General features: G+C 33.8%; 14 protein-coding genes and 2 riboswitches. Of the genes, 7 read left to right on the forward strand and 7 right to left on the reverse strand.

Features of this window, described 5'->3' with window-relative positions; genetic code table 11:
• The coding region (locus BLS22_RS10685) for a helix-turn-helix domain-containing protein (protein WP_143011280.1) at nucleotides 1–258 on the reverse strand (258 nt) is incomplete at its 3' end.
• 193 nt (nucleotides 259–451) lie between these two features.
• Between BLS22_RS10685 and glmM the strand changes: the two genes are divergently transcribed.
• Nucleotides 452–1,798 (forward strand): phosphoglucosamine mutase, encoded by a 1,347-nt coding sequence (glmM, locus tag BLS22_RS10690; protein WP_090553752.1) that lies wholly within the window; start codon nucleotides 452–454, stop codon nucleotides 1,796–1,798.
• A 472-nt stretch (nucleotides 1,799–2,270) separates the two neighbouring features.
• Entirely contained in the window at nucleotides 2,271–4,097 is a 1,827-nt protein-coding gene (gene glmS, locus BLS22_RS10695; protein ID WP_090553753.1) for a glutamine--fructose-6-phosphate transaminase (isomerizing), read from the forward strand.
• Nucleotides 4,098–4,751: 654 nt separating this feature from the next.
• On the opposite strand, the gene BLS22_RS10700 is transcribed toward glmS, so the two are convergent.
• The gene (locus BLS22_RS10700; RefSeq protein ID WP_176762141.1) at nucleotides 4,752–6,296 is read right to left on the reverse strand and encodes a putative polysaccharide biosynthesis protein; all 1,545 of its coding nucleotides are present in this window, start codon (nucleotides 6,294–6,296) and stop codon (nucleotides 4,752–4,754) included.
• Nucleotides 6,297–6,865: 569 nt separating this feature from the next.
• Nucleotides 6,866–7,046, forward strand: a riboswitch (cobalamin riboswitch).
• 173 nt (nucleotides 7,047–7,219) lie between these two features.
• A riboswitch (cobalamin riboswitch) is annotated at nucleotides 7,220–7,407 on the forward strand.
• A 308-nt stretch (nucleotides 7,408–7,715) separates the two neighbouring features.
• Between BLS22_RS10700 and BLS22_RS10705 the strand changes: the two genes are divergently transcribed.
• The 5 genes from BLS22_RS10705 to BLS22_RS10725 are packed head-to-tail and all read left to right on the forward strand — an operon-like array spanning nucleotide 7,716 to nucleotide 10,858.
• Nucleotides 7,716–8,387 carry an energy-coupling factor transporter transmembrane component T family protein gene (locus BLS22_RS10705; RefSeq protein ID WP_280139578.1) on the forward strand — a complete coding sequence of 224 codons (672 nt, stop codon included), beginning with the start codon at nucleotides 7,716–7,718 and terminating at the stop codon, nucleotides 8,385–8,387.
• A 1-nt stretch (nucleotide 8,388) separates the two neighbouring features.
• A complete protein-coding gene (locus BLS22_RS10710) occupies nucleotides 8,389–9,192 on the forward strand; it encodes an energy-coupling factor ABC transporter ATP-binding protein (protein WP_176762142.1) in 804 nt (267 codons plus the stop codon).
• 45 nt (nucleotides 9,193–9,237) lie between these two features.
• On the forward strand, nucleotides 9,238–9,813 hold the full coding sequence (locus BLS22_RS10715; RefSeq protein ID WP_090553757.1) for a hypothetical protein: 576 nt from the start codon (nucleotides 9,238–9,240) through the stop codon (nucleotides 9,811–9,813).
• A gap of 23 nt (nucleotides 9,814–9,836) precedes the next feature.
• Nucleotides 9,837–10,448 (forward strand): CbiM family transporter, encoded by a 612-nt coding sequence (locus tag BLS22_RS10720; RefSeq protein WP_090553758.1) that lies wholly within the window; start codon nucleotides 9,837–9,839, stop codon nucleotides 10,446–10,448.
• Nucleotides 10,445–10,858 (forward strand): Ig-like domain-containing protein, encoded by a 414-nt coding sequence (locus tag BLS22_RS10725; RefSeq protein WP_090553759.1) that lies wholly within the window; start codon nucleotides 10,445–10,447, stop codon nucleotides 10,856–10,858. The genes BLS22_RS10720 and BLS22_RS10725 overlap by 4 nt, the downstream gene beginning before the upstream one ends.
• A 780-nt stretch (nucleotides 10,859–11,638) precedes the next feature.
• Here the strand turns inward: BLS22_RS10725 and BLS22_RS10735 are convergent.
• The 5 genes from BLS22_RS10735 to BLS22_RS10755 are packed head-to-tail and all read right to left on the reverse strand — an operon-like array spanning nucleotide 11,639 to nucleotide 16,201.
• Entirely contained in the window at nucleotides 11,639–12,250 is a 612-nt protein-coding gene (locus BLS22_RS10735) for a response regulator (protein WP_090553761.1), read from the reverse strand.
• Nucleotides 12,251–12,302: 52 nt separating this feature from the next.
• Nucleotides 12,303–13,721, reverse strand: a complete 1,419-nt coding sequence (locus BLS22_RS10740) for a sensor histidine kinase (RefSeq protein ID WP_090553762.1) — start codon at nucleotides 13,719–13,721, stop codon at nucleotides 12,303–12,305.
• Nucleotides 13,645–14,730, reverse strand: coding sequence for a poly-gamma-glutamate system protein (pgsW, locus tag BLS22_RS10745; RefSeq protein ID WP_090553763.1), 1,086 nt, complete (start codon nucleotides 14,728–14,730; stop codon nucleotides 13,645–13,647). Before pgsW ends, BLS22_RS10740 begins: the two co-directional genes overlap by 77 nt.
• Nucleotides 14,727–15,152 (reverse strand): poly-gamma-glutamate biosynthesis protein PgsC, encoded by a 426-nt coding sequence (pgsC, locus tag BLS22_RS10750; RefSeq protein ID WP_176762143.1) that lies wholly within the window; start codon nucleotides 15,150–15,152, stop codon nucleotides 14,727–14,729. The genes pgsW and pgsC overlap by 4 nt, the downstream gene beginning before the upstream one ends.
• The gene (locus tag BLS22_RS10755; RefSeq protein WP_090553765.1) at nucleotides 15,146–16,201 is read right to left on the reverse strand and encodes a Mur ligase family protein; all 1,056 of its coding nucleotides are present in this window, start codon (nucleotides 16,199–16,201) and stop codon (nucleotides 15,146–15,148) included. The genes pgsC and BLS22_RS10755 overlap by 7 nt, the downstream gene beginning before the upstream one ends.
• Between the last annotated feature and the right edge of the window lie 29 nt (nucleotides 16,202–16,230).

Below are 16,230 nucleotides of genomic sequence, written 5' to 3' on the forward strand. Positions count from 1 at the left end.
TATTTCTCTTAAAGAATATTTTCCAGATAAATAGTCTTTAACAGCGCTTTCCTTTAATTCTTGCGAATACCTATTCCATGTTTTTGATGCTTTTAACCCTTCTATTCCATAAGTATTAAACATATATCGCCAATCTTGAATGGTCCTGTTGTGGACTCCAAATTTTGAAAGAATCTCATTTCTAGTCATCAATCCATCATCGTATGATTTTAGAATTTCGTATTTCTCATCAGCTGAATAACTTTTTCTTTTGCACATAAATATACTCCCCTTAGATAAACAGATTTTATTTTTTAATCTGTCTACCTAATAGGGAGCATATCATAAAGAAGGGTGCTTTTCTTTTTTTAACATTATGAATCATCCTAAACCTATTAAATTCCTTTATTGTGCTCATAATATAGATATGATAAAATGTAGAAGATACCCGTTTGGAAGGGAGTAAAAATCTATGGGAAAATTATTTGGTACTGATGGCGTAAGAGGAATTGCCAATAAAGAGCTTACACCTGAGTTAGCCTATAAGCTAGGTAGAATAGGAGCATATATCCTTTTAAAAGAAAAAGTCAAAGGAAAAGTAGTTATAGGAAAGGACACAAGAAAGTCTGGAGACCTTTTAGAAGCCGCTATGACGGCAGGATTTTTATCGATGGGAATAGATGTAATAAGTCTAGGTGTATTACCTACTCCAGCAGTGGCTTATTTGACAAGACATTTACAAGCTGACTGTGGTGTAGTGATTTCTGCATCCCATAATCCTGCAGAATATAATGGCATTAAGTTTTTTAATTATGAAGGCTATAAATTGCCAGATGAAACTGAAGATGAAATAGAATACTATATATTAAAGGATAAAGATGTAGATAAAAGACCTGAAGGAGAAAATATAGGTAAAGTTACTGTTTTAGAAGAGGCTGCAAAGCTTTATACAGATTACTTAAAGACTACGATAGACTGTGATTTTACTGGGCTTAGAATAGCTGTTGACACTGCCAATGGTGCAGCCTATAAAGTAGCTCCCGAAGTTCTAAAGGAATTAGGAGCAGAAGTACATGTGATTTGCCATGAGCCTGATGGTTTAAATATCAATTTAAACTGTGGCTCCACCCATCCCGAGACACTACAAAAGCTTGTAAAGGAAGTAAATGCAGATATTGGGGTTGCCTTTGATGGAGATGCTGACAGGTTAATTGCAGTAGATGAAAAGTGTCACATTGTAGACGGAGATCATATAATGAATATATGTGCTTTCAATCTAAAGAAACACAATAAGCTAAAAAATGATACTGTTGTGGCTACTGTTATGAGCAACATAGGTTTAGACATTGCCATGAAGGAGCAGGGTTGTCATGTAGTGAAGACAAAAGTAGGTGACAGATACGTTTTAGAAGAAATGATTGCTAAAAACTACTCCCTAGGAGGAGAACAGTCAGGACATATCATCTTCTTAGATCATAACACCACAGGAGATGGACTTTTAACTGCTCTACAACTGATTGCAACTATGAAAGAGGAAGATAAAAAAATATCTCAGCTGGCTTCTATGATGATTGCTTATCCTCAAGTTTTGGTAAATGCCAAGGTAAGGAATGAGAATAAGGAAGCTTATCTTCAGGATGAAGTTATTATGAAGGAAATTGAAAAAATTGAAGATAAAATGGCTGGAGAAGGCAGGGTATTAATTCGACCTTCAGGTACAGAGCCTCTAGTAAGGGTAATGTTAGAAGGAAAAGACCAAGAAGAATTAAATCAATTAGCTACGGACCTAGCAAAATTAATAGAGTCAAGATTAAGCTAAAGCAGAGCACAGAAATATTTGATTTGATCTCAATTACTTTTACACAGGGATAAAATCGTTGGGATTAGTAGCGAAACTGATCCCAACGAATAATATAGTAATAGAAGGAGGAGGGATGCCAATGGTAAACAACAAGAAAATTTAAAGTAAAGCGCCTGAGCTTGAGCTTGGTCGGAAAGAAGCTTAAGTTGACGAGGGACAGGGTTTATCGAAATTTCGGCGGATGCCCTGCGGTGTATTCACCACCGATAACGGATCTACAAAACTACTAAGTAATTGGTAGAACAAAGGGGTCTAGGTGAAAGAGTCTGCAAAATATTTTTTGAAATGATTTTGGAGGCTTAGTTTCTTATTGTCTATTTATGAATTTACAAGTAAGTTTAGAACATAAATGGATAAATGACAGGGTTTTGAAAAAAATATATATTAAACAAAATTCTTTTATTAAAGAAATTTGAAAGGAGAAAAGAATATGTGTGGAATTGTTGGATATATAGGAAAAAAAGAAGTAGCACCTATTTTAATAGAGGGTTTACAAAAACTAGAATATAGAGGATATGATTCTGCCGGTGTAGCCATTTATAGTGACAATGATGTTGTTGTCAGAAAATACAAGGGTAGACTTAGTGTATTAGAAGAGCATTTGAATAAAGAAAAAATACCAGGAACATTAGGAATCGGTCATACGAGATGGGCTACCCACGGAGAACCCAATGATATCAATGCCCATCCCCATACCAACTATGCAGGAGATATCGCAGTGGTACACAATGGCATTATTGAAAATTATGTAAAAATAAGGGAATGGTTGATTAAAGAGGGTAAAGTATTTGAGACAGAGGTAGATACAGAAGTAATAGCTCATTTAATAGACTATTATTATGAAGATGACTTGGTGGAAGCAGTGCAAAAATCAGTTCGTAGAATGGAAGGTGCCTATGCCATAGGTGTCATCAGTAAGAAAAACCCTGATAAATTAGTGGCAGTTAGAAAAGACAGTCCTTTGGTAGTAGGTATTGGCAATGGTGAAAACTTCATCGCTTCTGACATCCCAGCGTTATTAAAGCATACACGAAATGTATATTTCTTAAATGACGGAGAAATGGCAGTTTTAGATGAAAACAATATTACATTATTAAACGAATTTGGCCATAAGATAGAGAGAGAAGTATTTGAAGTGACTTGGGATATCGAGGCGGCAGAAAAAGGTGGCTACGAGTATTTTATGCTTAAAGAAATTTATGAACAACCAAAAGCCATAAAGGAAACCTTATCTCCAAGAGTAGATAAAGAAAATCATATTGTTCTAGATGATATTAAACTAACAAAGGAAGATTTAGAAAAAATTAATAAAGTAATGATTGTAGCCTGTGGAACAGCCTATCATGCAGGATTAGTAGGTCGATATGCTATAGAAAAGTTTGCTAAGATTCCAGTGGAGACGGATGTGGCATCAGAATTTAGATATAGAGATCCATTTGTAGATGAAAACACCTTGTTTATCGCAATAAGTCAATCGGGAGAAACTGCAGATACATTGGCAGCTTTAAGGGAGGCAAAGGCAAAGGGTGCTAGAGTAATGGCAGTAACCAATGTGGTGGGAAGCAGAATTTCAAGAGAAGCTGATGATGTTTTCTACACTTGGGCAGGTCCAGAAATCGCTGTAGCTTCTACAAAGGCCTATACAACTCAATTGATAGCCATGTATTTAATTGCCCTAAATATGGGAATAAAAAAGGGTACTATTTCAAAAGAAAAATATAATACAGTACTAAATGAATTAAAAGCCTTGCCACAAAAGGCAGAAAAACTATTAGAAAATAAACAGTTGATCCAAGAATTAGCTGATAAACAATTTAATAATCAAAACGTATTCTACATTGGTAGAGGGATTGATGATCATGTCGGTAGAGAAGGTTCATTGAAACTAAAGGAAATTTCCTATATCCACTCCGAGGCTATTGCTGCAGGAGAATTAAAGCATGGAACCATTGCTTTAATCGAGGAAGGAACATTAGTAGTAGCCCTAGCTACACAAGATCACCTATACGACAAAATGCTTTCAAATATCCAAGAGGTTAGGGCTAGAGGTGCTTATGTAATAGCGGTAGCAAAGGAAGGTAATGAAGAAGCAGAAAAAGCTGCAGATGTTGTGATTTATATACCAGATACAATAGATGAATTAACACCAGTTCTTTCAGTAATTCCATTACAGGTATTTGCTTATTATGTAGCAGTGGCTAGAGGTACTGACGTCGATAAGCCTAAAAATTTAGCCAAATCGGTCACTGTCGAATAAAATAATATTTTGTCGAATATGGGTGTTGTCGATTATAATTAATGCTGTCACAACTTAAAATATTTTATCAAATACAATATAGAATCTACAGAGTTTACTTTAATGAAAGTTACCTTTATAATACAATAATCTCAACTAAAGGACTAAAAAAGTCGATTTTATATTCCCGTAGTAGATACAGAAGAAATTCTGATTTATTACGGGAATATTTTTATTTAAGATGAATTCCCACTATCGACAAACATGACATAGCAGATAGATATATGTCCTTATTGTTAAAAACTGTTTTTATTCAGTTAGATTTAAAGGTGATGAGTAAAGACATTTATGCTGATGATAGTTTAATTTTTAAAAAGATAAGAAAAACAAAATAAAAGAAGTCAAATGTTCACATAATCCACCAGATACTACCTAACAAATACTTTCATGACCTAGGTCTCATTGATATTCATAAATACGAAGTTGGTTTGTTATCGAATTACTATTAATTCCTTGAGAAATTTCAGGAGCCGGATACGGCAAACATAAGTCCAGTTATGTGAGAGCAAAAAAACAGAACTAATTATCTTGTTTTTTAGCTAGTGGATATTTAGGCATCTTGTGGGCATTGGGATTTATTACTGTAAGTATTGCAATAAATAATAAGATACAATGTTATTTATTTATGCGGAATAACATACCCAATAAATTCCTTGGGACTGCTTTTGTAATAAAGAGGACAAGTATATAACCTAAGCCACCAATGATAAGACTATAAATAAAACTGGTGGAAAGGTGAAAATTTATTGAAAGAAACCACTGCTGTGTCTGTAGAATCAAGATTATCATCAAAGCAGCAGCAAAAAAAGGCTTTATAAATAAATCTGTATATTGGTATTTCATTTTAATCATTTTCCATAAAGTATAAAAATCCAATATACAAATGGACAAAGTGCATAGGAAAAATCCCGTATAATAACCATAGATGCCGTAGCTTGGATTGCCTACAAGGTAATAAACAGCAGCGAACTGAAGGCTCATACCAATCATTCGATGAATTGTAGTATTTTTTTGTTTTCCAAGACCATATAAGATCCCTGAAAAAGTATGTTGTATGGCTAGGAAAATAGTACAGAAACCCAAGAGGTATATTGATTCACTGGCTTTAGGATCACTATATAGATAAACTGCTAACGGCTTTGAGAAAAAAACATACAGTGCTGTTAGAGGGATAGACACCAATAGGGTGATTTTTATAGCAAGGTGGATATTGTTTTTAGCTGTTTTATAATTTTTCACAAAGACTTGTTCTGATAAGTTGGGAATAATATTGATGACCAGGGCAGATGTAACGAAATAGGGAAGATATGTTAAGGGCATGGCCATGCCCATGACTCTTCCAAAAGTTGCAATAGCTTCACTATATGTATATCCTGAAGCCATAAGTCGTTGGGGTATTAAGATGGCATTGGTGAATTGCAAAATAACATGAAAAAGTCCTGACAGGGTCAATGGGGCGGATATAGTTAGTATTTGCCTTAATAGTTGGGTCATCTTGATTGAAGTAGGGATTGTGTAGGGGAGTCTTTTAGTAAAACGGCTTTGCATGAAAAGCAACCATACCAAGTCAAAAAACTCACCTATGCTAATCCCACAAATGGCAATGAAGGCTCCTAGAATAGGATCTAATGGATAAATAGAATACAACAAGCCAATAACAATAACAAATCGTGTAAAGTGTTCCACAATTTCAGAAATGCTGGCAATACCTATCATTTTCAGTCCATAATAATAGCCTCTCATGACAGATGTTATAGAAATCAAAACGAGGGCTGGAGGAAGAAAATAAATACAACGTAAGGCATCTTCATTTTTAAATATCCTTAAACCAATAAATCCACGGAATGAAATAAGGATCAAACTGAGACCGATGGATAGGGACAAGGTAAAGAATACAGCTACTCTATAAGTTTTTCTAACGGCATCATAGTTATTTTTAGAACTATATTCAGCGATTAGCTTAGAGACAGCTGTAGGAATACCAGCAGTAGTAATAATAAGAAAAATCATAAGAACCGGCATCATCATTTGAAATAAGCCAATGCCTTCAGCTCCCATAAGCTTTGATAAGATTACATCATAGCTAAATCCAATAAAACGGATAAGAAAATTAACAAATGTCAATAAAATAGACCCATAGACAAAACCCTTCTTTTTCAAACCATCACCCCGCGATTGCCACACTGTATCCCCAGGATACGTAACTATGTATATTATTATAGATAACAATATATACGGGAAACTTCATCAAAAAAACTATAAGAAAACAATGGGGTTAAAGAAGTAAAAATAGCGATGTACTTAATACACTACTAATTTGCTCTCTTCGTTTAAAGATGGTTAAATCAATGAAACAGTGGTCTATAACATATCTACTAGCTTAGTAATAGATTTAGCTACAACCATACAGTAAAGAAATTGATAAAAATTTAATTTAAATTAGCAAAAATCCTTTTAGTATTGATATAAATTCTAAAAAATGGTAGTATAATCCCGTCGAAGTAGCATTTTTAGATTTTGAAAGAGATAGTGTCATAATATTAATCCTCCCATTTCTTATATTACAATACGATAAAATATCAAAGATCCACCTCCTAATTGTTTACTCTGTGGTGTACTTTAGAATCTTCTATTTTTTAACCTACAGTAACTTGACACAATCCCTTGACTTTTAACATCGAATCGATTAAACTGTTATTGCGTAGAAATAACAGTATATACAAGGTAGACAACAAAATAAGAATTTAGGTGCCTCTTTTACAGGGGATAAAAGGGAAGTACGGTTAAAATCCGTCGCAGCCCCCGCTACTGTATGCATGGACGAAACCTCAGTGTCCACCATTTATTTGGGAAGGTGAGGAAGTAGATTGATGTGCGAGCCAGGAAACCTGCCTATACCCATAGAATAACAATAAACCTTCGGAGGGAAAGGTCTTATTATGGAATGTAAGCAACCAAAATAACAATCTAACCCTCAAGGTTAGATTTTTCTATTTGGATAATATATTGACAAAAAGAGAAGAAACGCTGTTTACAACATATCAATGGATAAGTAATATCTATATTGATTGTTAAAAATGAAAAATTAATAAAAGCTTTATGGTGTTGTTCATCTGTTTGATTAACAACTTAAAAGGGAAGTTGGGTGAAAATCCCACGCGGTCCCGCCGCTGTAAAAGAGGAGTTCTTTCAAAAAACCACTGAGTAATCGGGAAGGTTGGAAGGATGATGAAACTTGAGCCAGAAGACCTACCTGTAGCTTTATGACATGCACTCTACGAGGAAATGGAGGGGGTCTATTTGAATTTATCAAAACGATTGATTATGCTCCCAGTCTCCAATTACCAATATAGGTATACGCTGGGAGTTTTTATATTGAAAAATTTATTCATTGAGTCCTACGGTAATATGTTAAGTAGATAAAACAATTAAATTGGGAATTTTCAACATCGATACAGGCAGTACTAAGCTAGTCCAGTGAATATGTAAATAGTCAATATACTGTTCTGTTTTAATAATGCTCAGTAGTAGCAAGGGATGGAGTGAGAGAAAATAAAAACTAGGTTTGAAGGATGTCAAATCCGGGCTGAAAATACGATGGTTAGTCTTTTTATTCTTCTATTTTATATATCCTTTATAGATAGCTATAGATTATTGGCAATAACTGCTGGGATTGCTGTTGTATACTCCATCAGCATCTGTAAAAGCAAATATTTTATAAGGCTGATAAAACCAGTATTGCCCTTTGTAATTTTGATGCTGCTACCCATCATAATAAGGTATATACTAAGAAACACCCTGGAAGATATAGATTTCACAATAATGATTATTGGTAAAATTTTAATTTCCTCTATTATACTGGGAACCGTTGTCGCTAAGCATTCAGCCCTTTATCTAGTGGATGGAATACTAAACATCGGCTTACCTCGAATATTTAACAGGATATTGGCACTTACCTTTAGGTACTTTCATATGATCAATGAAGATGTACAGATAGGTAGAAAAGCATTAAGCAGTAGAGGAATGGGGGAAAGGAAAGGACTATCATCCCTTAGTATTTTTGGTGAATGGATTGGAGGGTTTTTCCTAAAAAGTACCCATCACAGTGATATGGTCTTTAATGCAATGAAGTCCAGAGGTTTTCAAGGAGAGTCAAGAAATGAAAAAATTAAAAATAAGGGCCTAATTATTGAATGTTGTATACTAATTCTGTTTTTGACCATGGTGTTAATAATTGATGGGAAGGTGTAAGATGGTAATCAAAATTAGAGACTTAAGTTTTACTTATCCAAATAATCACAGGGGATTAATCGATGTGAGTTTAGATATTGAAAGTGGCAAAAAAACTGCGATACTAGGGGTCAATGGCAGTGGCAAGTCGACTCTACTGTATCATTTAAATGGTATCACCCTACCTCAAACAGGTTCGGTAGAAGTATTAAATATGGATGTAAAGGAAAAAAATCTTAGGAAAATCAGACGAGAGGTAGGCTTTTTATTTGATTATCCCGATCATCAATTATTTTCGACAACTGTTTATCGGGACATTAAGTTTGGATTAGACAACTATAAATATCCTGAAAAGCAAAAGGATGAGTGTATAAGAAAAGCTGCCAGGGCCCTACGAATTGAAGAACTATTGGAGTATCCTCCCTATCAGCTGAGTCTAGGACAAAAAAAGAAAGTGGCAATAGCTGGATTAATCGTTTTGGAGCCAAGTATAATTCTTTGTGATGAACCTTTTTCAGGGCTGGATGGGTATACACTGATTTATTTTAAAGAATTGCTAAATGATTGGGTAAAGGAAGGAAAAACAATTGTGTTTTCAACTCATGATGTGGATTTAACCTATGAATGGGCGGATAACGTGATTATTTTGAGGGATGGTAAGGTTCTTAAAAGCGGAACTGCATCGGAGGTCTTAACTAAGGAAGAGACCTATTTAGAAGCAGGTCTTGTAAAGCCTATGCTGTATGATTTATTCCAAGACAGTGAATACAAACCCCAAAATATAAGGGAAGCCAAAGAACATCTAAGTAAAAAATTTGCCTATTAAAGTCTAGTACTTTAAAATGTATATTTTATTAAGGAGGAAAAAGAAATGAGAAAAAACATTTCAATGATTATGGTTTTAATTTTGCTATTGACGATAGGTCTGGTAGGGTGTGGTACAGGAAATGAAAGCAATGCAGGGGTAGGGGAAGTGCAACAGGAAGAGCAGAACCCAGTACAAGAGCATGATGAAGGTGATCATGACGAGGAGGAACGTGGTGAAGAAGGACATGACCATGGAGATTATGAATGGATTGGAGAATTTGAGTTCAAGGAAGGAAGCTACTTATTTCATTTTGGTGCAAGTGAAGATGAAACCATGGATGTTGGTTTTATAAAGATTGGAAGTAATATTATTGATTTAGATCATCACGCATCCCACTTAATGTTGACTGAAAAGGAAGTAATCAAACAGGACAGCACTTTTGAAGCAAGGCCGGACTACGCTTATACCTTTGAAATGGCTGAAGATCATGGACATATTCATTTCACAATAAAGGAAGAGGGCACCTACGCTATTGTAACTGAGCATTTTCCTGGAGAAAGCAATATGCAGATATTTGATGAAAACAAAGTAGAGATTTTGCCAATAAGAGAGCATGAAGGAGAAGGACATAGTCATTAATAAATATTTAGGAGGTGCCATCTATGCATTTAGCCGATGGAGTATTAAGTACCCCAGTGATTGTAGCATCATATGGGGTATCGATAGCCAGTATGGCGGTTGCAGCTAAGGGAATCAAGGATGAAGAGATTCCTAAAATAAGTTTAATGGCAGGAACATTTTTTGCAGTATCACTAATTTCTATTCCAGTTCCGCCTACCTCGGTACATCCGCTGTTATGTGGGCTAATCGGTATAATCCTTGGAAAAAAAGCACCTCTTGCCTTTTTTCCTGCACTATTGTTACAGGCCCTGTTATTTAGACATGGAGGAGTAACCTCATTGGGGGCAAATACCGTGATGCTGTCAATACCCGCATATTTATCCCATATGCTATATCAAAAAATACCTATGAAGAAACCTGCTGCTAGGGGAGGTATAATAGGTGCCATATCCGTTGTAATGACTGTGATTATACTGATTTTTTTACTGGCATTGACGGATGCCAGGTTTGCAGCGGGAGATTTTTCAGTTGTGAAAATTGCAATGGTAGGCCATGCACCGCTTATAATAGTAGAAGGTATTGTTACTGCCTTTGCAGTACAATTTATCGATAAAAACAAAAAAGATTGGATAGAAGAGAGGGTGCTTGTATGAAAACAATAGTAAAGAGAAGTATTATATTTTTTCTAATCTGCCTGCTTCTTTTGATACCTACCTCCTCCTTTGCCCATGGAATGCTTTTAAAGCTGGAGGAGCCAGGAGTATTAAAGGTGGAATATGATGGTGGGGGTTTTTCACCAAGAACCGAAGTCACCATCTATGATGAAGAAGGCAATGAGTTGGGCAAGGGACCAGTAGATGAAGAGGGTAAATTTCATTTTGATCCAGACCTGAAGGTTCATAGCGCTGTGGCCGATGATGGTATGGGCCATAGAGCCGAATATAAGGAAGGTGTTGAAGAAAAGAGCATACCAAAGGTACCAGTAGTAATTGGTGTGTTTGCAGTGATAGCGGTTGTCTTTGTTATATTTAATAAAAAATCAAAAGCACAACAGCAGCAATAGGTTTTGCTCGTATCCGTAAAATACAGCCCACATATGAAAAAAGTCCTATCTATGAAATAATTATCATAAATAGGGCTTTTTACTACTTTTAAGCTTTAAATATTGCTGGGGATTTCTCCATTTCTTTTACAAAATAGCAATTGAGTCATTCTCAGTTTTCTGAACACTGTTTGATGAACATGCTTACATTCAATGGTTTCTTTGTATGGAAAAAGCATATGAATATTTGGTTGGGAATCGAAAAATTAATTTAGTAGAGGGGTTAATACCATTACCCATCAAAATAGTAAGTCTACTATAATTCCACTAATTGAAAAGTGGTATTACCCATGAATAGAATAGGACTTTAATTGAATTTACTAATGATATCAACTGTTTTGAACTTTTACAGGCTTTCAAACTAAATATGAAGAAAGTAAGGTATACAGTTTTTAAAAAACAACAAAAATTAAGGCTTCTATTATAATGGGCTGTGAGTCAATAAAAGACACCAATTCAATACTAGGTCCAGAAATCTTAGCTGATAACATGCTTGATATGGAGCAATTCCTGGATCAGTCCCAAATTAACCTGGTGCTAAAGCCAATGAATAAGGACGGTGTTGATCAACTGCAGGATATTCATTATCAGTTATATATTAATCAGAGCTACTCCCTTTCATATATTGGATATAAAAATACTCCCGATAGAAATTTGTGGCATTTTATAATTACCTCAATTATTATCTAGAAAGAGTATATTTAATCTGGGCACACAAAATTTTCTACAGGCTTCTTTCGGCTAAATATATCTATATTTTTGTTTTGGTCTTCCTCTTTTGCCTATGGATTGGGCTATTTCAACAACATTTACTTCAATTAGATAATTGATATATCTATGGGTAGTCTGATAAGCATATCCTGTAGCTTCAGAAACTTCATCAATAGTCATGGCTTCTTTTTTATTTTTCATATATTCTTTTATTGCCTCAACTGTATATTCATTAATACCCTTAGGATATTGTTGTTGTATCTTATGGCCTTGATGAACTTTGCTATGTCTAAGATGCACACTAATTCGTGATAAAAAATCAGGTATTTTTATAGGCTTTAGTGCAAAGTCATTAGCTCCTGCCAATAAAAACTTATCTGCTAATTCTTGATCTTCGTCAACAGTCAAAACAATAATTGGTATATCCTTATAAATCTCACGTATTTTCTTTACCCCTATCAAACCATTTATAAGAGGCATATGATAATCTATGATGATAATATCTATAGTCTCTGCCTTCAACACAGCTAAACCCTTATTTACATTATTAGCTAGATGGGGTTCCCAGTTTTTAAGTTTACATATTTCGCCCAAGCCTTGAAGAATATCTTTATTATCATCTATTATTAGTATTTTTTCCATTTTTATCTGCTCCTTTCATGAGCTATGTAACACAAATGAATATAGTGTTATACTATGATTCAGCTATTTCTTTTTGAAATCCACAGGGAAGCTCTATCAGCACTTGAGTTTTCTGTCCTTCAGTTGAATTCACAGCAATCGTTCCATTATGATTCTCTATAACAGTTTTTGCAAAACCTAAACCAATACCAAAGGAATTTTTTGTACTGAAACCTCTTTCCCATATTCTTGAAAGGGCTTCCTGTTGGATTCCTTTTCCATTATCAGAAATTTTGATGTTAATTTGATCTATATTTTTTGTGACTTGGATGTCAATCATCGGATTTTCTTTGTCAATACTATCTATACTGTTTTTAATGATATTAATAATAGCTCTAGACATTCTAATTTTATTCATATAAATTATGTCTGCGCTACATGCTATATTTACTTTCAAAATATCAGCAATATCATAAGTTGATATTTGAGATAAAATACTATCGAATAATTCTTCTATTGTCACCATTCTTTTTTTGTTTTCTTGAAGAATCTCTGAAATCATACAATTTAGTTGATTAACAGAGGAGAGTATTTTTGCTGCATAATCATGGCACTTTACATCTATTTCAGTCATTTCTATTAATGATGCATAGACCTGTATGGTAGTCAGTGGTGTTTTTAGATCATGTACTAGGTTCTGTGTTTCTTCTATGGAGCGTGCTTTGATATTGTTCAATCTTGCTTCATCCAACTCTTTCTTTATTTTTCGGGTAATTTCAATATCAATAAGAGCTTTGTTTTGATCTACAAAAATTTTATATATCAGTAAAGCATTAACAGTAAAAATACAGAATAAAAACCATGAGATAAAAGTAAGGATGCTGTCTGTATTGATAATTGCTGAAATATATTTAATATCTCTTGATATTTCACCATTACCAAAACCATAATCAGAAAGAGTTGGTACTATGTCAAGCCATTGAAACCCAATTAATAAAATAATAATAAAAATTGATTTTTTTGTGATACTAATATATTTCATTTCTCGAATACTAAAAATAGTCATTGCGCTAATAACAAGGATAGAGGTCATGCCAAAATTATAGCGGATATCATAGATACAATAAATTAAATGATATATAGAGGGAATAATCATTAGTACCATAAAGATATAAATAAATTTTTTTATAGATGTATTTATTGTTTTATGTATCCATTCCATCAAAGCAAAGGTTGCTGTATATATGGGAAGTATTCTTATTGAATTCATTATAATCAACATAAATGCAGCGATAAGCAGCAATCCTTGATCAGAATTAATAGCACTTAAATACATATATTTGTAAATAGGGAATGACACTGAATTAAAAACTCTTGGCATCAATAGTCCTAGCAAAAATAGAATACCTATATTTCTAAGACTCTTGCTTTTTAATATAGCCCAGCTTTTTTTTGATTTCACATCGGTGGATATGTCCATAGTATAAAACACCACTTCCTCCAATAAGTAATAATAAAATGCCAATACTTCTATTATAATGATATCTAAAATAAATTTCTTCAACTGCAATATTGGGTATAGGAATGGGATCTATTTGAATACCGTATTCAGTAGCTAGGTCTTTAATATCTAGAAGATTTATAACACCAATACCGCGACTTAAAAAATTTCCTGCTAATCCTATATCATTATAATTCAGCTTAAGTTTTGGATTAATATAACCATTCTCCAGCCCATAACCCAAATCTTTTTTTCCAAGACCAACGATATTACCGCCAATATTTATAAAAAGAGCAATATTAGGATCGTGAGTATAGTAGATTTTTAATCGCTCATTGATATTTTCATCATAGTCTTTTATATAAATAAAGCTTTTATCTTGATGACGTTTACCTATCTCTTCTAATAATTTTTGATCCATGTCTTTCCCGATATCATCTGCCCCACCATAAGAATAGGCTATACTTGATGTGTTGATAAACCCATCTTCTAATAATCTCTGTTCCATGTCTAAATAGGTCAATCTTGGGTCATTTGCTCCGTAGGTAGATGAGCCAATAGATGATATGAGTAAAACATCTAATTCCAGCACTTCTGCAGCTGCAATAACTGCAAGGTTTAGAGCAGGAAATGATCCTGAAGCATTTACTGCAACGGTATCTCCTTTTCTTAATCCTGCTTCCACCATCATCTGAACAACCATAGCTGCAATATGGGGATTAGTGGTAGTTCTTTTAGACTCCAGAGAGCCAAGGGTAGTTGTAATATAAGTGTATCTTGGACCCACGATACCTGTTTCATTAATATCAATAGAGGTATCAATTCTACCGTCAATTTCTAAACGATAGATTTTTACCTGCTGAAATATTCTTTCTAAATGTTGACTGGCAGCTACTTTTTTATCATAAAGCAAATCTTTATCTTTTATTTTTGAATATTCGAGGAAGGTATATCCTAATAGTAAAATTACAAGTAAAACAAATAATATTCTATTTTTCATATAAAATAGCTCCCCTGCATCAAAATAAGCATGACCTTCAAAATAATGCTCGTTATAAAAAGAGAAAATAGAGTTGGCAATACCCCTTGTTTATCACATTCAAAGGCTATCAGTCCAGGAATAATACTGCCAATGGCCAAATAAGGGAGGAATAAAGATTGAACAAAAATCAGCTTTAAAATAATGCCCAGTACAATAGCTAAGGCAAAGGTTCTTTTTCCATAAATAGGAATATAATTGCTTAAAAGCTTTAATAAGTAGTATATAATAACTGATATAATAATCGTACCAATAATTCGTTTTGGTTGGTCAATAAATAGTGCTAGATAAATTGGTGAAATCATTCCCCCAGGAGATAATTCTGTTATTTCATAATATGTGAGACTAATAATGATACCAATTCCTATAAAAACTTCTAACACAATAAGACCTCCTCTTCTAACATTTGTATTCCAAACCCTTTAATATTGCCAATACCTACGATTAAAAAGCCATCAAATTCAATATCTTTAATGCTTTTAATAAGTATAATATCTCCAGGAAATTGAAGTTTCTTCAATTTCTTATGAACATAAGGACTCCCATTACCTGAAAGATATACTATATCTGAATTGTATTCTAATATAAGATCTAGCATCATAGTAAGTCTATCGGGACGATCCTGTCTATGATTGTATAGAATAGCTTTTTTGTAAGGTTTATGATCTTTATATTTGTTGAGGAGAATTTTTGTAGATCCATAATCGTTGGCACTAAATCCATTTATAAAAATCCCCTCACCTACTTTATAAATCTCTTGGTGACCTATGTCCAAAGTATAATTTTTTAGTCCCATCCTGCTTTTCTCTAAATCAAGGCCAAAATATTCACAAACACTCAAAGCCATATTAGCATTTTGAGAAAAAGTATCTTCTGACTGGAAATAAGCTTTTTTGATATGATGATTAGCATCTAGAGGTTTATAATAGGTATCTGTTATGAGTATGCCTTGTTTTGGTTTAACCATCAGCAAAGATTGAGCTATTTCTTCTTTTGTATAACCTAAAATACCCAAATGATCCTCTTTTACATTCGTAATAACAGCTACATCCGCTTTCAATATAGTTTCTGATTGTAATTGCAGCTTTGGATTAACAGCCATACATTCAACAATAAGATAATCACATTTTAAATCACTGGCCATTTTTAATATTCGTCTTTGCTCTCTAATATTAGCTTGAGTTTTTCTATGTATTTTTTTTATATCACCATTTGGCATAACGATAGCTGCTTCACTTCCAGTTGTCTTTGCTATACCTATAAGGCCATTGTTTTTGAAAGCAGCATCAATCATCCTAACTACAGTTGACTTTCCCCGAATACCGTTGACATGAATAACATACTTTATGTTTCTTCGCCATTTCTTACATAAATGCTCTTCTAAATAAAGGCCTCCTATTAATAAAATAAATAAAATCAATAAAATGGGCATAGTTTCTCCTTTATTAAATAGAGAAAGCC

This window comes from Natronincola ferrireducens (assembly GCF_900100845.1).
GTDB classification, from domain to species: domain Bacteria; phylum Bacillota; class Clostridia; order Peptostreptococcales; family Natronincolaceae; genus Natronincola_B; species Natronincola_B ferrireducens.